The sequence below is a fragment of the Mesorhizobium sp. M0768 genome (genome assembly GCF_040320195.1).
In the GTDB taxonomy this organism is placed as follows: Bacteria; Pseudomonadota; Alphaproteobacteria; order Rhizobiales; family Rhizobiaceae; genus Mesorhizobium.
In genome coordinates, this window is record NZ_JAMYPD010000059.1 from 1 (window position 1) to 19,080 (window position 19,080).

A 19,080-nucleotide genomic window follows, 5' to 3' on the forward strand; every position below is an offset into this window, starting at 1 on the left:
TGGCGCCACATCGGTCACCTCGTTGAAACGATCGAGGCAACCGAATGCAACAACTACTTCGCAAACGCCGGCTACGCTTCCATCAAAACGTGAAAGGCTCTAGACTGCCGATGAGGGAAGTCAATCGTACAAAGGTCCTGTTTCGTTTCCCGACTGCGCGACGGGAAGTGTGTGGCGACACGCGGTCCACATCATTGACGCCTATTGGCCGAACGCGTAGCCTCACTCCAACCGGTTTGCTGTTTGGGCACCTTCAGGAATCCGCGCAACTCCAAAGCACGAACTCTGGAGAGTTCGCCGCGCAGGCGATGATAAGTGCCAAATGGACATGGTCGATCTCATATTAACGGTGTGCCTTAGCGCCAATCCGGGCAATTGCCGAGATGAACATCTCTATTTCGAGAGCCGCGGCTCTCTGTTCCAATGCATGTTCCTGGCGCCCGCCGAGATCGCAAAATGGTCTCAGGAACATCCGAGTCTCAGGGTCGTGCGCTGGAAATGTGCCGTTCCGAGCAAGGAACGAGCGATTTGATCGACATTCCTGGTTCGTCGACGGCCCTGAAAGAGGAGACGCCATGATGATTTCGCGGCGTACGACGCTGCGCTTGGCGGCTCTGGCGGCCATCCTCGCCTCAAGGCCGGTTGCCGTCTTTGCGGCCGCTAAGGTCCGAATTGGTGTCCTGAAGTTCGGCACCGTGAGCTGGGAACTCGATACGCTGAAACGCCACAAGCTCGACGAGGCCAACAGGATCGATCTGGAGATTGTCTACTTCGCCGGGGAGGATGCGACCAACGTCGCGCTGCTGGCCGGCGCGATCGACATGATCGTGACCGACTGGCTGTGGGTCTCGCGCCAGCGCTCCGAGGGCGGCGACCTTACATTGGCCCCTTATTCGACCGCCGTGGGGGCAATCATGGTGAAGGAGGAATCGCCTATCCGGACGCTCGCCGACCTCAAGGGAAAGAAAATCGGTGTCGCCGGCGGCCCGCTCGACAAGAGCTGGCTACTGGTCCAGGCGCTGGCCAGACGCGAGCACGGCCTCGACCTGCCGACAGCCTGTGACGTCGTCTTTGGCGCGCCGCCGCTGATTTCTGAAAAGGCGATGCAAGGCGAACTCGATGCCGTGCTCAATTTCTGGCATTTCTGCGCCCGGCTCGAGGCCAATGGCTTTCGCCGGTTGATCGGTGCGGATGACGCGACGAAAGCGCTTGGTGCCTGGGGCCCCGTGTCGGCGCTCGGCTACGTCTTCCACGACCAATGGGCGAGCGACAATCCGGATGCCGCCCGGGGCTTCTTGAAGGCATCCAAGCAGGCCAAGGACTTGCTGGCCAAATCCGATGATGAATGGCTGCGCCTGGCGCCGCTCATTCGCGCAGAAGGCAAGGAGCTGGAAAAACTGCGCGACCGCTATCGCCAGGGCATCCCCAGACGGCCGGTCGCCGAAGAAGCGGCCGATGCGGGCAAACTCTATCACGTGCTGGCCGCGATAGGCGGCGAGAAGCTGGTTGGCAGGGCGCCCGAGATGGCGCCCGGCACGTTCTGGCCGGAACTCGCGAAATGACCGCAACGGAAGACAAGTCGCGTCCATCCGGCTTTGCGACGGCGCTGACACCGGTGCTGACGGTAGCGGTTTCCCTGCTGGGACTTTGCCTGCTGTGGAGCCTCGCGGCCAATCTGTGGCAAAGCCGAGCTTTCCCCTCACCAGGGCAGGTCTGGCAGGTGCTGCTCAGGGAAGCGGCGAGCGGCGACCTTTTTTATCACCTTGGCGCGACGCTCGGACGGGTTGCTGCGGCGTACGTCGTCGCAATGATTATCGGCTCGGTCATCGGCGTCATCCTCGGGAGCCACCGCGGTGTGGACCGGTTCTTCAGTCCATGGGTGGTCCTGTTTCTCAACATTCCCGCGCTGGTGGTCATCGTGCTCGCCTATATCTGGTTCGGCCTCAACGAGGCGGCGGCGATTGGCGCAGTTGCCGTGAACAAGATCCCGAATGTCGTGGTGACGATGCGCGAAGGCGCCAGGGCGTTTGATCCGCGTTATGCCGAAATGGCCGCCGTCTACCGCTTCGCCCCACTCGAGCGCATCCGCCATGTCCTGTTGCCGCAACTGCAGCCCTATTTTGCCGCGGCCTCGCGGTCCGGCATCGCCCTCATATGGAAGATCGTCCTGGTGGTCGAACTGCTCGGCCGCTCCAATGGTGTCGGTTTCCAGATCTATCTCTATTTCCAGCTCTTCGACGTCGCCGCCATTCTCGCCTACACGCTGGCTTTCGTGGCGGTGATGCTTGTCATCGAACTTCTCCTGGTGCAGCCCATTGAACGACATGCAACCCGTTGGCGCCGTCGTCCCGCTTAGGGTCGACATCGCCGAAAAGACCTTCAGGTCCGCGCAAGGCGTCTCGATCACGGCGCTCCAGGGTCTGTCCTTCGAGGTCCGGCAGGGCGAATTCGCTTGCCTGCTTGGGCCGTCGGGCTGCGGCAAGACCACGACGTTGCGCATCCTGCTTGGACTGGACAAAGACTTTTCCGGCTCTTTCCAACTGCCGCAAGGCGGCTCGAACCGCATCGCCGCCGTGTTCCAGGAGCCTACTTTGCTGCCATGGCGGACGGTGGAGCAGAATGTCAGGCTGGCGCTGCCGAAAAGCCTAAGAGCGAAGAGTCTCGACGAGCTGTTTGACACTCTCGGTCTCGCCGGCATGCGCTCGCTCTATCCGGCGGAGCTTTCGCTCGGCCTTGCGCGCAGGGCAGCGCTTGCCAGGGCTTTCGCCACCGAACCGGCGGTGCTTTTCCTGGACGAACCCTTTGCCTCCCTCGACGAACAGACCGCCGAGCGGCTTCGGCAATTGCTTTTGACCGTCTGGTCAGCGCGACCTACGACCGCCTTGATGGTCACGCACAATCTGCGCGAGGCACTGATGCTGTCGGACCGCATCATCGTGCTTGCGCAGCGCCCAGCCCACGTGCTCGGCATGTTCGACGTAAGAGTGCCGCGGCAGCATCGCAATCCACAGGTGATGAGCGACCTTTTGCGGTCGTTCCAGCAAAAATTTCCGGGTGTGGCCTGATTGCCTTGCGGCTCGAATGCGGATGGCAAGGTATTTCGCAGCCAATGGCCGATGGAAACGGCGGGACTGTGAGGCGCGCGGCCACGCGTGCCTGTTCAGCCTGACTAAAAGCAACGTACGTCGGCTTCAGCCTGCGCGCGTTTCAGTTCCGTGCGCGCTGCCTTCGCTGGCGCGCTTTCGCGAAACAACCCTGCCGCCTCCCCTGTCGTCAGCGACATGCTTTTGAAGGTCTCCGCCCTCTCATAGTGATCGTAAGGAAGGATCGAGGCGATAACATCGATCGAGCAGGAACAGCTTTCAAGCGCCTGACGTGTCTGGCCATTTGTTTGCATGCAGCCGAGCACGTAGTCGGCAATCGTTGCCGTCGGGTAGTCTCCCGCGGCGTTGGCCAAGTTCGCAAAAGCCAGCGTGGTCGCAAAGGCCACAGGCAAGGTGAGAGATCCAACAGACCTTATCATGAGGAACCTCCAGTTGGCCTGGACACCATGCATCCAGACGGGGTCATCGCTCCAATTGGCGACGTGCCGCAAAGCCAGTCAAGCTCCCATGGCCTGCGTATAGGACCAAAGGAGGAATGCCCTATCGACCGACAAGAGCCCGCTTCATGACCCGCTGCGCGCCCTCCTTCATACGTTCATTTCATGCTTCGCTCACTATCGGCAACGAGCGAGACGCCCGCATACTTACTCGTAAGTGCCCCGCAGAATATATCGAAATAAAGTCAAATGTATATCACCTCGAGAATACCCGAACAATATGTTGGCTATATATATCGCGGCTGGTGGTCATTCTCTTATTAGTTTTTCATACGGTTCTTATTTTAATTGTTTCTAAATATTGCATCGCACCATATCGATATTGCAGCGCAGCGACCCATTGTAGGTTTTTGCTTGCCTGGACTTTTACGATGACATAGCTTTTTCCTGTTTCCGGCTTCAAGAGCGCCACCGTCATCAGGGAGCGGCGGCAGTCTTTCGAAGACCAAGGGGGGCGGGCGGTAACGGTGCCCTCTGCTTCGGGGTAGGTCGTGACAGCTGCCGGAAAATAACTTCCCAACATGAATTGCTTGGGCAAGCCCTTGTGGGGCTTGACGGTCGATTCTTCACTGCGAACCCGGGAGGATTTTGGATGCGTGTACTTGCGAAAACTACTTACATTCTGACGACCGCGGCGTTTTTATCGCTCGGCGCTGCCTATACGGCTTCGGCCAATGAAGACCTTGCAAAGCTCGCATCGGATGCGAAGAACTGGGCGATGCAGACGGGTGACTACGCCAACACCCGCTATTCCAAACTCAACCAGATCACTGCCGACAATGTGAAGAACCTGCAGGTCAAATGGAGCTTTTCCACCGGCGTGCTGCGCGGTCACGAAGGCGGGCCGCTGGTCATCGGCGACGTGATGTATGTCCACACGCCTTTCCCAAACAACGTCTATGCTCTGGACCTCAAGAATGACGGCAAGATCCTGTGGAAATACGAGCCCAAGCAGGACACGAACGTCATTCCGATCATGTGCTGCGACACGGTCAATCGCGGTGTTGCCTATGGCGACGGCAAGATCATTCTCAACCAGGCCGACACCACCGTCGTCGCGCTCGATGCCAAGACTGGCAAGGTCGTCTGGTCTGTCAAGAACGGAGACCAGACCGACGGCGGAAAGGGCGAATCCGGCACGTCGGCACCCGTAGTCATCAAGGACAAGGTGCTCGTGGGCGTCTCCGGTGCTGAATTCGGTGTTCGCGGCTGGCTGGCCGCCTACAATCTGAAAGACGGCAAGCTCGCCTGGAAAGCCTATTCGGAAGGTCCTGACGCAGACACCCTTCTCGATCCCGAGAAGACGACCCATCTCGGCAAGCCTGTCGGAAAGGATTCCGGCACGAACACCTGGGAAGGCGAACAGTGGAAGACAGGCGGCGGCACGACATGGGGATGGTATTCCTATGATCCCAAGCTGAACCTGGTCTATTACGGCACCGGCAATCCCTCGACGTGGAACCCGGTCCAGCGCCCAGGCGACAATCGCTGGTCCATGACAATCATGGCTCGCGATGCGGATACCGGTGTTGCCAAATGGCTCTACCAAATGACCCCGCATGATGAGTGGGACTATGACGGCATCAACGAGATGATTCTCGTCGATGGCATGGAGGTCAACGGCGCCAAGCACGACGTGCTGGTGCATTTCGACCGCAACGGCTTTGCCTACACAATGGATCGCGCCACCGGCGAACTTCTCGTCGCCAAGAAATACGATCCGGCAGTGAACTGGGCGACGGAAGTCAACATGGATCCCAAGAGCGACCAGTATGGCCGCCCGCAGGTCGTGGCCAAGTATTCGACCCAGCAGAACGGCGAAGACACCAACTCGACCGGTATCTGCCCGGCCGCGCTTGGAACCAAGGACCAGCAGCCGGCCGCCTACTCGCCGAAGACCGGGTTGTTCTACGTGCCGACCAACCATGTCTGCATGGACTATGAGCCTTACAAAGTGAGCTACACCGCCGGTCAGCCCTATGTGGGCGCCACCGTGTCGATGTATGCGGCGCCCGGCGGTGACGGTAACATGGGCAACTTCATTGCCTGGGATGCAGCCAAGGGTGAGATCGTCTGGTCGAAGCCCGAGCAGTTCTCGGTGTGGTCGGGCGCATTGGCGACAGATGGCGACGTCGTCTTCTACGGTACCCTCGAAGGCTACATCAAGGCGGTCGATAAGGACGGCAAGGAACTCTACAAGTTCAAGACCCCGTCCGGCATCATCGGCAACATCACGACCTACGAGCATGACGGCAAGCAGTACGTCGCCGTTCTGTCCGGCGTCGGTGGATGGGCCGGTATCGGTCTGGCAGGTGGGCTGCTTTCGCCCGATAACGCCGCCGCCTGGCATGGCGCCGTTGATCAGGGCCGTGCGCAGGGCGATCAGGCCGCGGTCGTTGGAACCGCCGGTCTGGGTGCCGTCGGCGGTTATGCGGCACTTGCCGACTATACGACGCTGGGCGGCCAGCTCACCGTCTTCGGCCTCCCGGACTGATAACCGGGAAGAGCCTCACGGCTAGGTTCGAAAACGAGAGCCCGGGTCACCCCGAAGCCGGGAACCGGGCTCTCGATTGCGCCGCGCACCCAACTCCGATCAATGCCGCTGCACGACGGCAGCCAGGATTTCTGGCAAACGAAGGAAGAGCCTGAATGATCGTTCGCATTGCAGTTTCCGCTCTCGCCCTGGTCCTGCTGCCTCTGGCCAGCTCAAGTCTGGTACGGGCCGAAGACAGCATGGAGAAAGCCAAGGCGGTGAAGCAAGAAGGAGGCAAATATTTAGATGCGGACGGAAATCCGACCTACAAGATCGAAAACGGAACCGTCGATTGGTACACCTTCAGCGGGTACCGCCGGTATCACTCAGATTGCCATGTCTGTCACGGACAGGACGCCACAGGTTCGAGCTATGCGCCTGCCCTGGCTAATAGCCTGAAGACCATGGATTACGCCACGTTCCTGTCGATCGTCGCCGAGGGCCGCAAGAATGTCGGCGGCGGCAAGGAAAACGTCATGCCCGCCTTTGGCGACAACAAGAACGTCTATTGTTACCTGGACGATCTCTACGTCTATCTGCGCGCGCGCGCCGATGGCGCGGCACCCCGCGGCAGGCCGCCGAAGCACGAAAACAAGGCTCAGGCAGCCAAGGATGCCGAAGCATCCTGCATGGGTGGATGATATGACCGGCTGCACTGCATCGAAGCTGCGTGTCGTTCTGCCGATCCTCGGCGCGCTCGCCTTGCTGCCGTCGAATGTTCTGGCGCAAAATGCCGGGCTTGGCGCTGCGGGCGAACTGGTCGATCCCGACATTCTGCGCGTCTGCGCAGATCCCTCGAACATGCCCTTTACCGACAAGAACGGCCAAGGCTTCGAAAACAAGCTGGCTGAACTGGTTGCCAAGAAGACGGGGCGGAAATCAGTCGCTTACACGTGGTTTCCCACTGTCACCGGCTTTGTGCGCAATACGCTGGGGGCCAATCGATGCGACATCATCATGGGCTACGCCCAAGGCGATGAACTGGTGCAGAACACCAACGCCTACTACCGCTCCGCCTATGTGCTCGTATACCCCAAAGGCAACGGCATGGAAGGCATCGAGACGATCGAAGACCCGAAACTTTCCGGCAAGAGAATCGGCGTCGTCGAAAGCACGCCGCCAACCGCCAACATGGCCGCCAACAAGCTTCTGCGGACCGCCAAGATCTACCCGCTGGCGGTGGATACGCGCGTCACGCCTTCCATGGGGGAGGTCATGATCAAGGACATGCTCGCCGGCAAGATTGACGCGGCGGTCCTGTGGGGGCCGATGGCAGGTTACTATGCCAGGGAACTCGGAGCCGATGTCACCATTGTTCCGCTGTTGAAGGAAAAAACCGGCTCGCGCATGTCTTATCGCATCACCATGGGTGTACGTCCGTCCGACCAGGAATGGAAACGGACGCTCAACCGGGTGATCAGGGAAAACCAGGCGGAGATCACCAAGCTCCTGCTGGGTTACAATGTGCCGCTGATCGACGAGCACGACAATCCGATTACGCAATAGTTGGGATGGGTCAGGAGGAGGAAACACCTACGCGATGAACAATTGAAGAGAAGACTACAGCTACTTTCGATACTTTTTTGTTTTTCGGGCTTTCAAAACCTTGCGTTCATTTGTCCATTTTGAGAACGTGATGGACGAGCCATTGCTTCGGTGCCCTGCAATGGTTGGCTAACCACCAGATCGGCCCCTTCGGGCTGGTAGAAGAGGAGAAATGTTATGAAGAAGAGCTGGACAAAACCGACCATGTGCCAGGTTGCTGCGGGCTTTGAAATTTCGCGCTATCTGCCTGCTGAAATTACTCCCAAGAAGTAGGCCGCAGAGGTGCGTGTCCCTGGCAACAGGGGCACGCATCCCCTTGCCGTATGGGATTTTCGTGAAAGAGTTTGAGGCGCGCAAAGCGGGCGGGCCGTTTTTTGCGGCTGCAAATTGGCTGCTGGTCAGAGAAGCCGCGGGGCGGGCGTTTTCATGCGCTTGAGAATCATCGGATCGGCGGCCGGCGGCGGCTTTCCGCAATGGAACTGCAATTATCGTCTGAGCCGTGCGGCTCGCACCGGGGTAGCTGGTGTGCATTCACGAAGCCAATCGAGTGTCGCCGCGTCGGCGGATGGCCTCGGGTGGGTTCTGTTCAACGCCTCGCCCGACATTCGCCAGCAGATCGCGGCAACGCCTGAATTGCAGCCCGGGCACGATGCGCCGCTGCGCTCGACGCCTATTCGCGCGGTGGTGCTGACCAATGCCGATGTCGATCATGTCGCCGGCCTGCTCAGCCTGCGTGAGCGGCAGCCTTTCGCTATCTATGCAACGACACAGGTTCTGGCGACGCTGAAGGCGAATTCGATTTTCAATGTCCTCGATCCGGCGCTCGTGCCGCGACGCATCTTGCCGCCGGCGCAAGAGCTGTCGATCTGCGACGCAGACGGCCACGACACCGGGGTGGCTGTCGAGAGCTTTCCCGTGCCCGGGAAGATAGCCCTCTATCTCGAAGAAAGAGGCCAGCCGGATGCCAATTTCAGCTCCGATGCCGGCGACACGATTGGCGTCCGTATCGCCGGTGCCGGCAGTCGCGGCTCCGGCTTCTACATCCCCGGCTGCGCGCGCATCGATGCGACCCTGCGCACGCGTCTAGCCGATGCCGCATGCCTTCTGTTCGACGGCACAGTCTTCACCGACGACGAGATGATTGCTGCCGGCGTCGGCCAAAAGACCGGTGCACGCATGGGGCATCTGGCAATGTCGGGAGACGCGGGGTCGATCGCCGGCTTGGCCGATGTGAGGATCGGCCGCCGTGTCTTCGTCCACATCAACAACACCAATCCTGTTCTGGACGAGAATTCTGCCGAGCATGCAGCCGTCGAAGCGGCTGGCTGGGAAGTGGCCTGCGACGGGATGGAGATAGAACTTTGAGTGATTTCCACGACGCGGCCAGCAACGGCCTGTCCTCAAGCGAGCTCGAAGCAGTGCTGCGGCAGGTCGGTGCCGAGCGCTATCACAACCGCCATCCTTTCCATCACAGGATGACCAGCGGTGCGCTGTCGAGGACCGAGATGCAGGCCTGGGCGCTGAACCGCTATTGCTATCAGGCGGTCATTCCGCGCAAGGACGCCATGATCCTCGCGCATGCCGAGGATCCGGCGTTTCGCGCCGCCTGGCGCAAACGCATCGAGGATCATGACGGCGAGGACGGCTGGAGCGGCGGTATTGCGCGCTGGTTGCATCTGGCGACCTCGCTCGGCCTCGATGCCGACGCGGTGAAGAGCGAGAGGCTGGCCCTGCCGGCGACACGTTTTGCGGTTGGCGCTTACCTCTCCTTTTGCACGAACCGGACCCTGCTGGAGGCGGTCGCGTCGTCGCTGACCGAGATGTTCTCGCCGGTCATCATCGGCGAGCGGGTACCCGCGATGCTGGCCAAATACGATTATATCACCGAGGACACGCTGGCCTATTTCACCCGACGGCCCGAACAGGCCTCGCGCGACGCCGACTTCGCCCTCGCCTATGTGCTCGAACATGCCGACGCGGCGGAACGCCAGCAGCAGGCGATCGATGCACTGGTGTTCAAATGCGATATACTCTGGGCCATGCTCGACGCGCTTCAACACGCCTATGGCGAGCCGGGCAATATCCCGCCCGGCGCCTTCCGTCCGGAGGCAGCCCAATGATGGCACTGCGCGAAAGAGCCATGGTGTCGCTGCAGTCGGTTCCATCGCTGCCGAAGCACGTGCGCATACAGCATGACCCTGTGCGCCAGGCGTTCGCCGTGCTGTCGCCCGAAAAGGTGTTCTGGCCAAACGACATAAGCCTCGACATATTGCGCCGCTGCGACGGACGGTCCACGGTCGGCGACATCATTGCCGGCCTTGCCGCAGATTATGATGCCGAACGGGAGGCTGTGGCGGCCGATGTCGTCGCCTTCCTGCAGGAATGGTCGGACAAGCTGCTGGTGAAGCTATGAGCGAGCCCCCTCTCCCCCCGATCGGCATGCTGGCGGAACTGACGCATCGCTGCCCGCTGCAATGCCCCTATTGCTCCAATCCGCTCGAGTTGCTGAAGGCCAATCGCGAACTCGACACGCAGAGCTGGCTGGACTTGTTCTCGCAGGCGGCCGACCTTGGCGTTCTCCAGGTGCATCTGTCCGGCGGTGAACCGACGCTGCGTCGCGATCTCGAGCAATTGATCGCCGGGCTTTCGGCGCGGGGCGTCTACACCAACCTGATCACCGCCGGCGTCGGCATTGCGGATGGCCGCATCGAGGCATTTGCCGAAGCCGGGCTCGACCATCTGCAACTGAGCTTTCAAGGCGCACGGCCGGCGACTACCGAGCGCATCGGCAATCACAGGGGCAGCCACGAAAAGAAGCTGGAAACGGCACGCCGCACTCGCGCGGCCGGCTTGCCGCTTACCATCAACGCGCCGATCCATCGCCACAATATCGAGGAGGTACCGGAATTCATCGATCTGGCCCTTTCGCTGGGTGCGGAGCGTCTCGAGATCGCCAACGTGCAGTACGCCGGCTGGGCGCTGACCAATCGCGATCAACTCATGCCCGAGCGTGCTGCCGTCGACCGCCAGGCGGAGATCGTCGCGGCGGCGCGCGAACGGCTCACCGGCATCATGAACATAGATTTCGTCACGCCGGATTATTTCGCCATCTATCCCAAACCGTGCATGGGCGGCTGGGCGCGCGACGCCTTCATGGTGACGCCGGACGGCACCGTACTGCCATGCCATGCCGCCCAGACCATCCCGTCGCTCAGTTTCGAGCGTTTTGGAACACGCAGCCTGGCCGCGATCTGGACCGATTCCCCGGCATTTAATGCCTTTCGAGGCACGGACTGGATGCAGGAGCCCTGCCGCAACTGTGAGCGGCGCGAGATCGACTGGGGCGGCTGTCGCTGCCAGGCGATGGCAATCGCCGGCGATGCCGCCGCGACGGACCCGGCTTGCGCGAAATCGCCGATCCATGCGCGCATGGCAATGCTGATCGACGAGGCCCAGCGCGCTGCGACGGTTCCTTCGAAGGACGAACCATTCGTCTACCGGCGCATCGGCGTCGTCACCGAGCCCGCCTGACTGCCGACCTATTCCTACGGCCTAGCCTCGTGAAAGCCGTTCGGCATGCCACGTCATATGGTCATGCATGAATGTCGAAATGAAAAAATAGGAGTGATCGTATTCGTCCTGCATCCGCAATTTCAACGGAATGCCTGCCTTGGAGCAGGCGTCTTCGAGCAGCCAAGGCCTGAGGCCCTCCTGGAGGAAACCGTCTGACGTTCCCTGATCGACCAGGAATTCCGGGAAACGGTGCCCATCCTCGATGAGCGAAGTTGCATCGTAGCGCCGCCACGAGGCCTCATCCAGGCCGAGATATTTTTCGAAAGCCGGCTTCGACCAGCCGGCTGTGCTTGGCTGCACGATCGGCGCAAAGGCCGAGCAACTTCTGAAACGCCCGGGATTGTTCAGTGCGATCGTCAGCGCGCCATGCCCGCCCATCGAATGGCCGAAGATCGACTGGCGCGCCATATCGGCGGGAAATTCGCGCCCGATCACGGCTGGCAGCTCCTCGACGATATAGGAATACATGCGATAGTTCTTGGCATACGGCTCTTGCGTCGCGTCAAGGTAGAAACCGGCGCCGCTGCCGAACTGCCAATTGTCCTTTTCATCCGGAATGTCGGCACCACGCGGGCTGGTGTCAGGACAGACAACGATCACGCCAAGTTCGGCGGCAATACGTCTGTATTCACCTTTTTCCATCACATTTGCATGGGTGCAGGTGAGCCCGGAGAGGTACCAGACCACGGGACAACGGCTTTCCCGTGCCTGCGGAGGCACGAAAATGGCAAACGTCATTTCGCACGAGCAGTTCGTGGAGAGATGCGAGTAAACATGCTGGGCGCCGCCATGCGACTTGGCAGTCGAGACGAGTTTCAGGTGCTCTGGCATATATTCTTCTCCACCAATTTTAACCGCCGACCGTAGGCTCTACGACATCAAGGGTGATCGCGGCAACCTTGGTGGCCCGGCTGGCGCGCGGGGCTCTTGATCGGAGCCGGGATGGCCTGCCTTCGCCGACCGTCTTGGCGCAGCAAGGCGCGAGAGGCCACTCGCTGGCGCAGCGTTGCCAGCAAGCCATACGGGCCAGGCTGGGCGATTGTTGGCGATGCTGGCTATAACAAGGACGCAGTCACTGCGCAGGCATCGGCGATGCTTCCGGGACGCCGAGCCCTGCGCAAATGCGGCTTGACGTCCAGTACTTGCCAAACCTGGTCAGCGGCGGTTTCGCAACCCACCGATCGACTTTTGCCCCGCGGAAACTGCCGGCCGGTTGACGACAACCATTCGCGGTGTTCAGCAACGCCCGGATCGCCGCGGCAAATTTTCGCGCTCTGTCTGGTACTGCCGGGCCAGAACCCTGGGAACTCGCACAAGGCCTTCACGCTCACGGCCACGATGTCCGCTTTGGCCAGCAGGTCGACAGCAATGGCCGCCTGCCCCTCATCATCGGCGACATAGGCGCGCAGCAGCACATTCGTGTCGGCCGTAACCCTCATTCCTCGCCGGACCCGGCCACAGCACCCGCTTCCGCCATCGCCTCGTTGATCTCCTCGATGCTGAGCACCCGGCCGTTCGTCTTGCCTCTGAGGAAGCCGTGGAGGTCCCGGAACGACCCCTTCGCCCGTGCAGCCCTCAATTCCGCCCGACCGTCGGGCAGCAGATCAAGCTCGATTTTCTCGCCCGGTTTGATGCCCAGATGTTGCAGCACGTCCTTGCGGAACGTCACCTGTCCCCTTGTCGTCACTGTCAACGTTGTCATGTTAAACATTCCTGTTCATCGCGATAAGACAATGCAAATCTGCATTATTACCAATGCAGATGGTCGGGGCCAAGCTTGGCGTCCATGCGGCGACTGAATCGCGACCAGCGCTCTGCCAGAGTGAAGTCGCCAAACATCACCTGGAGGTCAGCATGCAAGCCAACACCGCGGCCGCTATCCGCGTCGATCTTGCCTCAATGTTTGTCTCGTTAGAGCTGTCTCGTTCAAAATGGCTCGTCAATTCGCTTCGGCTGGTGTCGGGAATGGCGCGACCGCCGCCGGGAAGCGAGGGAAGACAGCGTCAAGTTCGATTAACCAGAGATCAACAAGAACAAGCCATCGCCGCATAGGCGTCTGCCTGCGTGGGTATGGACGGATTCACTCATGCGCAATATGAATCATGAATGGAGATGAGGCCTGCCCTGGCGCTCACATTTTCGCCGTGTCGCTAAGGCAGGTGACGCTCGTTCAATGACGCTGCGCAGGGCGGGTTGGCCTTCTGGTCTAACGCCGCCGGCAGAAGTGTCGATATCAGGGGATCTAGTCAATGACCGACAACAAGCCAGACGTTACCAAGGATTGGCAAGCGACGCAGGGCCAGAAGTCCTCCGCCACACGTCTTCGCCTTTTCGCCGCACTCTCGTGGGTCGTCGCCATTGGCGGCGAGATCTACGGAATTATGCTGCTTCGCCAGAACAAGTTCGACCAGGGACACCTGCCGCTGGTCATCGGCCTTCTGGTCGGCATCGCGATTTTCGCAATCGCCGGCAACTTGCTATGGAAGGCGGCCAACAGGCACGATCCGGCTCGTGCATCCGACGCGGCCAGGTTCTTCTTCCAAAACCAGCTCGGCGCAATCATCACGCTGATTGCCTTCCTCCCGCTGGTTTTCCTGATCCTCACCGACAAAAACATGGATCCGCGGACCAAGAAGGTTGCCGGCGGCGTCGGCGCTGCGCTGGCCGTGCTCGCGACGGTCATGGGGATCAGTTTCAAACCCCCGTCGGTCGAACAGTACACCCAGGATATGAACGCATGCGCAGCCCAGATCAAGTCGGGGCAGCCCACCACGGCCTGTTCGCCCGATGTCGCCGCTCAGGCGCAGGCGATTGCAACGGACACCGCCGCCGTGGCGGCGGCGACGCGGGACGCGAGCCACCCCGCCGGTCAGGATGTCGTCTACTGGATCGCGCCCGAAAACGGAGCCGCGAAGTCCAGCGAGCCGCATGTTTTCCACCTCTGCGCAGGCGTGAGCCCGCTGAAGGACAAGACTGTGAATAGTGGCTCCGTGACGGAGGCCTACGCACAGAACGCCATCCGCATCACGAAGCAGATCGATATGGAACAGAAGCAGTGCGGGTTCACCGCCACAACCAGCACCAACTGAACCCGTTTGCACTCGATCGGGTCCAGCCGTTGGTCTTGTCGAGAAGGATGGCGCGTAAGCGCAGGCTCAGTATTGACTCGCCGAAGCAACGCCAAATGCCGGGATCGCCCGGCTGGCCAATATTGTCCAGCTGCAAACTTATCCGCGGCGGGCAATGACCTGGCGTCTTACGCACGGCAGCTTCCGGCCTGAGCGCTTCGAATGAAGAATGACGTTAATGAAGCGCATAGCCGCCGGCAGCATTATGGGCGGGAAGCGAACCGGGAACTTCTTGCGTTCACCTGGTGGGCCGCATCGACCAGAAGCGGATTGGGCAAGCGTTCCATGGCATGTAACGTCGGGTGTCGCGCACCTGCTGGACCCCTGTTGATGACTGGCCGATGCCGGTCTTCTGGCTTGGAGGCTGGGGAGTGGGGAGTCTCGGGGCGAACGACTATTTCATTCCGCCGAGGGCATTCGGCAGCGGCATGGCCGGCCTTCAAAGTCCTTTGGCCGGGAAGTTCGTACGAATAGTCGGAATCAGGCAACCCCCCTGTTTTCCGAGCTGGATTTTGAAGCTGTGAATGAGCGGCTATGATGAACGCGCCGAGTGCAAGTAAGGTCACGAAGGCCCCTACAATAAGCTTTAGAGGAGACTACGTCGATGACGAACGTGCGCGCCCTTGTCCTTGAACGCCAGCACGAACTCAAGCTGCGTGACATCGATCTGCCACAGACCGTCGGCCCGGGCGAAGTTCGCATCAAGATCCATACGGTGGGCATCTGCGGCTCCGACGTGCACTACTATACGCATGGCCGCATCGGCCCATTCGTGGTCGAAGCGCCGATGGTCTTGGGCCATGAAGCCGCCGGCACCGTCGTCGAAACGGGGGAACGCGTCGAGCATCTGAAGGTCGGCGACCGCGTCTGCATGGAGCCGGGTATCCCCGATCCCAGTTCGCGGGCGAGCCGGCTCGGCCTCTACAACATCGATCCAGCGGTCAGGTTCTGGGCAACGCCGCCGATCCACGGCGTGCTGACGCCCTATGTCGTCCACCCCGCCAACTACACTTTCAAACTGCCCGACAATGTCAGCTTCGCCGAAGGCGCCATGGTGGAGCCCTTCGCCGTCGGCATGCAGGCGGCTGCCAAAGCAAAGATCGCGCCGGGCGACACGGCGGTGGTGATTGGCGCAGGGCCGATCGGCACGATGGTGGCGATCGCGGCGCTCGCCGGCGGCTGCGCCCGCGCCCTTGTTGCAGATCTCGCCCAACCCAAGCTCGACATCGCCGGCGGCTATCAAGGCGTGATCCCGATCAACGTCCGCGACAGGAACCTGGCGGCGGAGGTAAAGCGCCTGACCGATGGCTGGGGCGCCGACGTGGTGTTTGAATGCTCGGGCTCGTCCAAGGCATGGGAGACCCTGCTCGATCTGCCGCGGCCCGGTGGCGCGGTAGTGGTGGTCGGCCTGCCGGTGGCGCCGATCGCATTCGATGTCGCCACCGCCTCGACCAAGGAAGTCCGCATCGAGACTGTGTTCCGATATGCCCACCAATATGAGCGGGCAATCGCGCTGATGGGGTCGGGCCGGGTCGACCTAAAGCCACTCATTTCGGCGACCTTCCCCTTCGAAGATTCCATCAACGCCTTCGACCGCGCAGTCGAAGCCCGGCCGGCGGACGTAAAGCTTCAGATTCTGTTGCCGGATTAAGGCGAGTTCCAAAGCCCCCGGGCTGTCCTCCCGATCTCCTCGATGCGTTGCGTAGGCTTCCGGGCTTGTAGCAAGGGCATTGGCAACCCAGTTTTTGTTGGCATCAACCGAGCCTATCGCCTGAGCGGTTTCTCCTGAAAGGTGGCTTTCAACAACGAGCTGGCGCGCAAGCAAGGAGGAACACATGAACTGGGATCAAATCAAGGGAAAATGGACGCAGTTCAAAGGCAAGGCGAAAGAGCAGTGGGGTGACCTCACCGACGATGATCTTGATCGGATCGAGGGCAACCGGGACCAGCTCTTGGGGCGTATCCAGGAGCGATATGGCATCGCCAAGGAAGAGGCAGAGCGCCAGGTTGATAACTGGTCCAGAAGCATCAGCTGAGCCTTGGGCGCAACGCCGTCTTCTGCCTCCACCGGGGTGAAACGCTGCGTCGCCCGCCGTGCCGACTGGTGCGGTGGGCTCTTTCGACAGTGAGGCCCCGCGAGGAACCTTTAGCCGTATCTAATATTCTACTTGCGTGGCGGGCTTCGCCCCGGCGTGCGCCCCGCCCGGAGGCGAAGGAGTGCAATGATGAACAACATTATCTGGCTGGTCGGCGCGATCGTGATCGTAATCGCCATTTTGAGCTTTTTGGGTCTGCGATAGCATCAGAGCCCTCTCTTCAAGCCGGCGACCGTCCCCGCTCGGCATGGCCTCAGCACGCCCAAGCTGGTCAGACTTAGGTCCCAAGCGAGACGCTCTGGGATTGGACCGAAGCCCCGGCTGAGGAACGTAGCCGGCTGGCTCACGTTGTGGTGAGCTTTTGGCGCGACGAAGATGCGTCCGGGCGGAAGAGTTCAAGCCAGGGAGGAGAGGCCCGACGCTCCTAACAGGCGTCGGGGCTGGGCGTAAATGCAAACAATCAGCAGACTGTTCAATTCCCATGCCCAGGCAGCACGTGCCGTGGCCAGGCTTCAGGCTGCCGGGATTCGTCGCCGGCAAATCAGCGTGGTCGGATCTTACAACGACAATGATGAACCGATCAGCGTTGCTGGATATTACGACGATGAGATGAGCGCTCTCTGGCGGGGTGCGATTGCTGGTGCCGCACTTGGCGCCACGGCTGGTCTGTTGGCCGGCTTCAGCGCTTTTGGAGTTCAAGACGTTGATCCTGCGGGGATGACCGGCATGGCCCTGGTCGGTGCGGCGTGGGGCGGCTTTGCCGGCGTGCTTCTCGGAACTTTCGCCAATTTCGCCCAGAAGCCGCGCAAGCCGAAGATCGCAGAAGGTGTCGTACTGGTGATGGCCCGCGTCGATGAAAGGCAGGCCGGCGCCGCGCATACGGTGCTCCGGAGTTTCGCGGAGATGCCTTCCGGGCCGATGAAGAGGAGCGCTTTGCCAAGTTCAAGCCGGCTCCGCGTCCGATCTGGTGCCCGATGAAGTTTGTTTCGCGAAACGGCAATTCAAACCGGAGGCGCCCGACGAAAGCTTGGCAAACCAACACTTTGGAAGCATGCGGGCTACTTGCCGTCGTGTTGTCCTTTATTATTACCGTTCTGTGGGTTGGTCTCATCCTTGGCTGAACCCATGCCCCTGCCACCGGCGACACTATGCCCGGCAATTGGCGAAGGTTGTGGCCAGTTCGAAGGATTAAACCATTCGTGCTAAGCGTTAATAGCGTGTAGCCATAGGAGAGGACGCCAACGTGGACAAACGGGCTGAAGGAGACGCGGAGAAATTGGCTCGAGGCGAGTTCGAGCTCAGAGCCGAACGATATGGTGTGAACGCCTTTCTACTCGTTGTCGAACTCGTAAATCTGCTGGAAAAGCGTGGAACGATCAGCAGCGACGACGTCGCGAAAATAACCGAAGCCGCCGCACTTGCCGTTGCCGCATCCAGCGAACCCGACGTGAACAGCATCAATCTGTTGCAGGCCATCGCTGCCGCACGCCTAGGCTTATATCAAATCCGCCAGCAATCGGCGCCAACCGAGGCGTGGACTACCGAGATCAAAGGGACGGATGCGGAGGGCAAGCGTGTCGAGGACAACGCGTGAACAGTCGCTCCCGATTTATTCCTGGCCTTTTCTGTACTCAATCTCTGAAACCACCCACCCTGCCGGTTGCCGCCACCGATGCACATGCCAGCGTGCCAATGCGCACGACCGAGTGCGCTGGTGTAGCGAAGCTTGCGCAGCTACCGCGTGCTCATGCACCGCAGCCTAAGCCTGATGTTGATTACTCAGCCGGTTGAGTTCAGCAGGTACAAACGTCCGCTTGTAGAATGTCCTTCTTGCCCATTAATGCAGACGCTCTACCTCGTCCCGATGATTTGGGCTGCCGCTGGAAGGTTCTGCGATGCCGGCGAAGTCGCCAATCCACCGCCGATGCACGACCTGGTCATTCTGCGGCTGGTCAAAGAAACGGGGATCACCGTCGAACAGGCGCGCGATCTCATCAACCTATTGGGCACCCTCAACTGGGACTCGCTCTTGCGAGAAGCCCGATTCCTTACCAGCGCCGCTGAGGCGATAGGCACTCAGTCACGGATATTGAAATATTGAAAGCGCCACAAAATCCGCTAATCTCAACTGCGGTCGCCTTTGCTTGCCACGGGGTGACCACCTAGCCTAACCCCGCTCCGGCCAAAGCGTCCCCCGCCCTCGCCCCAACGCCGGAGCGGGGCTTTGGTTACCTTGGGCCTTGTCATGCGCATCGTGGTCCTTGCCACGATGGCCAGTAGCCACGGTGTCGGTGCGGTACTTCATTGTCGCTCAACGTCGCCGCATGTCCCTTCAAAGCGACGCGCTTGTTCACTCGATGACCTTCACGATCCTGCGCGTGCCTGGATCGACCAGGACGGTCTGGTTGTCGACGACGACGTAGCGGTATTTGACGTCGGGGACTTCATGAAGCTCGACGGTATCGGGCAGGGTCGAGCCGACATTGAGCTCCAGGCCGGGGAGCTGGACGGACGCCAGAGGCTGCTTTTTCACATACTCGCGTACGATCGTCTCCTGCTGCGGTTCGATGACCACGTCCTGAGCGGCAGCGGCGCCGACACCCG

24 protein-coding genes are annotated in these 19,080 nt (G+C 60.5%); 18 read left to right on the forward strand and 6 right to left on the reverse strand.

Annotated elements, in window-relative coordinates:
- Positions 1-575: 575 nt before the first annotated feature.
- The 3 genes from NKI08_RS33220 to NKI08_RS33230 are packed head-to-tail and all read left to right on the forward strand — an operon-like array spanning position 576 to position 3,065.
- Positions 576-1,562 carry an ABC transporter substrate-binding protein gene (locus NKI08_RS33220; protein WP_352775534.1) on the forward strand — a complete coding sequence of 329 codons (987 nt, stop codon included), beginning with the start codon at positions 576-578 and terminating at the stop codon, positions 1,560-1,562.
- Positions 1,559-2,356 (forward strand): ABC transporter permease, encoded by a 798-nt coding sequence (locus NKI08_RS33225; protein ID WP_352775536.1) that lies wholly within the window; start codon positions 1,559-1,561, stop codon positions 2,354-2,356. The genes NKI08_RS33220 and NKI08_RS33225 overlap by 4 nt, the downstream gene beginning before the upstream one ends.
- Positions 2,325-3,065: an ABC transporter ATP-binding protein gene (locus NKI08_RS33230; protein WP_352775559.1), complete on the forward strand. Its 741-nt coding sequence runs from the start codon at positions 2,325-2,327 to the stop codon at positions 3,063-3,065. Before NKI08_RS33225 ends, NKI08_RS33230 begins: the two co-directional genes overlap by 32 nt.
- A gap of 104 nt (positions 3,066-3,169) precedes the next feature.
- Here the strand turns inward: NKI08_RS33230 and NKI08_RS33235 are convergent, their stop codons facing one another.
- Positions 3,170-3,523, reverse strand: coding sequence for a hypothetical protein (locus NKI08_RS33235; protein WP_352775561.1), 354 nt, complete (start codon positions 3,521-3,523; stop codon positions 3,170-3,172).
- A gap of 346 nt (positions 3,524-3,869) precedes the next feature.
- Entirely contained in the window at positions 3,870-4,139 is a 270-nt protein-coding gene (locus NKI08_RS33240; RefSeq protein WP_352775537.1) for a hypothetical protein, read from the reverse strand.
- Positions 4,140-4,319: 180 nt separating this feature from the next.
- On the opposite strand from NKI08_RS33240, the gene NKI08_RS33245 reads away from it, so the two are divergent.
- The 8 genes from NKI08_RS33245 to pqqE all read left to right on the forward strand — a co-directional run bounded on the left by NKI08_RS33245 (position 4,320) and on the right by pqqE (position 11,210).
- Complete coding sequence (locus NKI08_RS33245; protein WP_502893813.1) at positions 4,320-6,095, forward strand: methanol/ethanol family PQQ-dependent dehydrogenase; 1,776 nt, start codon at positions 4,320-4,322, stop codon at positions 6,093-6,095.
- 155 nt (positions 6,096-6,250) lie between these two features.
- Entirely contained in the window at positions 6,251-6,775 is a 525-nt protein-coding gene (locus NKI08_RS33250) for a c-type cytochrome, methanol metabolism-related (protein WP_352474919.1), read from the forward strand.
- A 1-nt stretch (position 6,776) separates the two neighbouring features.
- Positions 6,777-7,640, forward strand: a complete 864-nt coding sequence (locus tag NKI08_RS33255; RefSeq protein ID WP_352450664.1) for a substrate-binding domain-containing protein — start codon at positions 6,777-6,779, stop codon at positions 7,638-7,640.
- Between the two features lie 216 nt (positions 7,641-7,856).
- A complete protein-coding gene (locus NKI08_RS33260) occupies positions 7,857-7,952 on the forward strand; it encodes a pyrroloquinoline quinone precursor peptide PqqA (RefSeq protein WP_101918690.1) in 96 nt (31 codons plus the stop codon).
- A gap of 153 nt (positions 7,953-8,105) precedes the next feature.
- The gene (pqqB, locus tag NKI08_RS33265; RefSeq protein ID WP_352775541.1) at positions 8,106-9,044 is read left to right on the forward strand and encodes a pyrroloquinoline quinone biosynthesis protein PqqB; all 939 of its coding nucleotides are present in this window, start codon (positions 8,106-8,108) and stop codon (positions 9,042-9,044) included.
- Complete coding sequence (gene pqqC, locus NKI08_RS33270) at positions 9,041-9,799, forward strand: pyrroloquinoline-quinone synthase PqqC (RefSeq protein ID WP_352775543.1); 759 nt, start codon at positions 9,041-9,043, stop codon at positions 9,797-9,799. Before pqqB ends, pqqC begins: the two co-directional genes overlap by 4 nt.
- Complete coding sequence (gene pqqD / locus NKI08_RS33275; RefSeq protein ID WP_352541868.1) at positions 9,796-10,092, forward strand: pyrroloquinoline quinone biosynthesis peptide chaperone PqqD; 297 nt, start codon at positions 9,796-9,798, stop codon at positions 10,090-10,092. Before pqqC ends, pqqD begins: the two co-directional genes overlap by 4 nt.
- Entirely contained in the window at positions 10,089-11,210 is a 1,122-nt protein-coding gene (gene pqqE, locus NKI08_RS33280) for a pyrroloquinoline quinone biosynthesis protein PqqE (protein WP_352775546.1), read from the forward strand. Before pqqD ends, pqqE begins: the two co-directional genes overlap by 4 nt.
- Positions 11,211-11,231: 21 nt before the next feature.
- Here pqqE and fghA read toward each other — a convergent pair whose 3' ends face one another.
- The 3 genes from fghA to NKI08_RS33295 form a co-directional block, all read right to left on the reverse strand.
- On the reverse strand, positions 11,232-12,083 hold the full coding sequence (gene fghA, locus NKI08_RS33285; protein WP_352775548.1) for an S-formylglutathione hydrolase: 852 nt from the start codon (positions 12,081-12,083) through the stop codon (positions 11,232-11,234).
- A 224-nt stretch (positions 12,084-12,307) separates the two neighbouring features.
- Positions 12,308-12,691: a PIN domain-containing protein gene (locus NKI08_RS33290; RefSeq protein ID WP_352503270.1), complete on the reverse strand. Its 384-nt coding sequence runs from the start codon at positions 12,689-12,691 to the stop codon at positions 12,308-12,310.
- Positions 12,688-12,954, reverse strand: coding sequence for an AbrB/MazE/SpoVT family DNA-binding domain-containing protein (locus tag NKI08_RS33295; protein ID WP_352503269.1), 267 nt, complete (start codon positions 12,952-12,954; stop codon positions 12,688-12,690). Before NKI08_RS33295 ends, NKI08_RS33290 begins: the two co-directional genes overlap by 4 nt.
- A 152-nt stretch (positions 12,955-13,106) precedes the next feature.
- On the opposite strand from NKI08_RS33295, the gene NKI08_RS33300 reads away from it, so the two are divergent.
- The 7 genes from NKI08_RS33300 to NKI08_RS33330 all read left to right on the forward strand — a co-directional run bounded on the left by NKI08_RS33300 (position 13,107) and on the right by NKI08_RS33330 (position 18,577).
- Entirely contained in the window at positions 13,107-13,304 is a 198-nt protein-coding gene (locus tag NKI08_RS33300; RefSeq protein ID WP_352775564.1) for a hypothetical protein, read from the forward strand.
- 197 nt (positions 13,305-13,501) lie between these two features.
- Complete coding sequence (locus NKI08_RS33305; protein WP_352474932.1) at positions 13,502-14,341, forward strand: succinate dehydrogenase/fumarate reductase transmembrane subunit; 840 nt, start codon at positions 13,502-13,504, stop codon at positions 14,339-14,341.
- A 643-nt stretch (positions 14,342-14,984) separates the two neighbouring features.
- The gene (locus NKI08_RS33310) at positions 14,985-16,031 is read left to right on the forward strand and encodes an NAD(P)-dependent alcohol dehydrogenase (RefSeq protein WP_352775549.1); all 1,047 of its coding nucleotides are present in this window, start codon (positions 14,985-14,987) and stop codon (positions 16,029-16,031) included.
- Between the two features lie 184 nt (positions 16,032-16,215).
- Positions 16,216-16,416: a CsbD family protein gene (locus NKI08_RS33315; protein WP_023719429.1), complete on the forward strand. Its 201-nt coding sequence runs from the start codon at positions 16,216-16,218 to the stop codon at positions 16,414-16,416.
- Between the two features lie 510 nt (positions 16,417-16,926).
- Entirely contained in the window at positions 16,927-17,454 is a 528-nt protein-coding gene (locus NKI08_RS33320) for a hypothetical protein (RefSeq protein ID WP_352775551.1), read from the forward strand.
- A gap of 265 nt (positions 17,455-17,719) precedes the next feature.
- Complete coding sequence (locus NKI08_RS33325; RefSeq protein ID WP_352775553.1) at positions 17,720-18,070, forward strand: hypothetical protein; 351 nt, start codon at positions 17,720-17,722, stop codon at positions 18,068-18,070.
- Between the two features lie 132 nt (positions 18,071-18,202).
- Positions 18,203-18,577, forward strand: a complete 375-nt coding sequence (locus NKI08_RS33330) for a hypothetical protein (protein WP_352775555.1) — start codon at positions 18,203-18,205, stop codon at positions 18,575-18,577.
- A 249-nt stretch (positions 18,578-18,826) separates the two neighbouring features.
- On the opposite strand, the gene NKI08_RS33335 is transcribed toward NKI08_RS33330, so the two are convergent.
- The coding region (locus NKI08_RS33335; RefSeq protein ID WP_352775557.1) for a DUF1236 domain-containing protein at positions 18,827-19,080 on the reverse strand (254 nt) is incomplete at its 5' end.

What these genes read in the sequence shown, in the direction of transcription:
- NKI08_RS33310 (WP_352775549.1), top strand. Translation starts at nt 14,985, where the DNA reads ATGACGAACGTGCGCGCCCTTGTCCTTGAACGCCAGCACGAACTCAAG.
- NKI08_RS33230 (WP_352775559.1), top strand. Translation starts at nt 2,325, where the DNA reads ATGCAACCCGTTGGCGCCGTCGTCCCGCTTAGGGTCGACATCGCCGAA.
- NKI08_RS33260 (WP_101918690.1), top strand. Translation starts at nt 7,857, where the DNA reads ATGAAGAAGAGCTGGACAAAACCGACCATGTGCCAGGTTGCTGCGGGC.
- NKI08_RS33300 (WP_352775564.1), top strand. Translation starts at nt 13,107, where the DNA reads ATGCAAGCCAACACCGCGGCCGCTATCCGCGTCGATCTTGCCTCAATG.
- NKI08_RS33315 (WP_023719429.1), top strand. Translation starts at nt 16,216, where the DNA reads ATGAACTGGGATCAAATCAAGGGAAAATGGACGCAGTTCAAAGGCAAG.
- NKI08_RS33290 (WP_352503270.1), bottom strand. Translation starts at nt 12,691, where the DNA reads ATGAGGGTTACGGCCGACACGAATGTGCTGCTGCGCGCCTATGTCGCC.
- NKI08_RS33305 (WP_352474932.1), top strand. Translation starts at nt 13,502, where the DNA reads ATGACCGACAACAAGCCAGACGTTACCAAGGATTGGCAAGCGACGCAG.
- pqqD (WP_352541868.1), top strand. Translation starts at nt 9,796, where the DNA reads ATGATGGCACTGCGCGAAAGAGCCATGGTGTCGCTGCAGTCGGTTCCA.
- NKI08_RS33295 (WP_352503269.1), bottom strand. Translation starts at nt 12,954, where the DNA reads ATGACAACGTTGACAGTGACGACAAGGGGACAGGTGACGTTCCGCAAG.
- NKI08_RS33255 (WP_352450664.1), top strand. Translation starts at nt 6,777, where the DNA reads ATGACCGGCTGCACTGCATCGAAGCTGCGTGTCGTTCTGCCGATCCTC.
- pqqE (WP_352775546.1), top strand. Translation starts at nt 10,089, where the DNA reads ATGAGCGAGCCCCCTCTCCCCCCGATCGGCATGCTGGCGGAACTGACG.
- NKI08_RS33235 (WP_352775561.1), bottom strand. Translation starts at nt 3,523, where the DNA reads ATGATAAGGTCTGTTGGATCTCTCACCTTGCCTGTGGCCTTTGCGACC.
- NKI08_RS33220 (WP_352775534.1), top strand. Translation starts at nt 576, where the DNA reads ATGATGATTTCGCGGCGTACGACGCTGCGCTTGGCGGCTCTGGCGGCC.
- NKI08_RS33245 (WP_502893813.1), top strand. Translation starts at nt 4,320, where the DNA reads ATGCAGACGGGTGACTACGCCAACACCCGCTATTCCAAACTCAACCAG.
- NKI08_RS33225 (WP_352775536.1), top strand. Translation starts at nt 1,559, where the DNA reads ATGACCGCAACGGAAGACAAGTCGCGTCCATCCGGCTTTGCGACGGCG.
- pqqB (WP_352775541.1), top strand. Translation starts at nt 8,106, where the DNA reads ATGCGCTTGAGAATCATCGGATCGGCGGCCGGCGGCGGCTTTCCGCAA.
- NKI08_RS33250 (WP_352474919.1), top strand. Translation starts at nt 6,251, where the DNA reads ATGATCGTTCGCATTGCAGTTTCCGCTCTCGCCCTGGTCCTGCTGCCT.
- NKI08_RS33320 (WP_352775551.1), top strand. Translation starts at nt 16,927, where the DNA reads ATGCAAACAATCAGCAGACTGTTCAATTCCCATGCCCAGGCAGCACGT.
- fghA (WP_352775548.1), bottom strand. Translation starts at nt 12,083, where the DNA reads ATGCCAGAGCACCTGAAACTCGTCTCGACTGCCAAGTCGCATGGCGGC.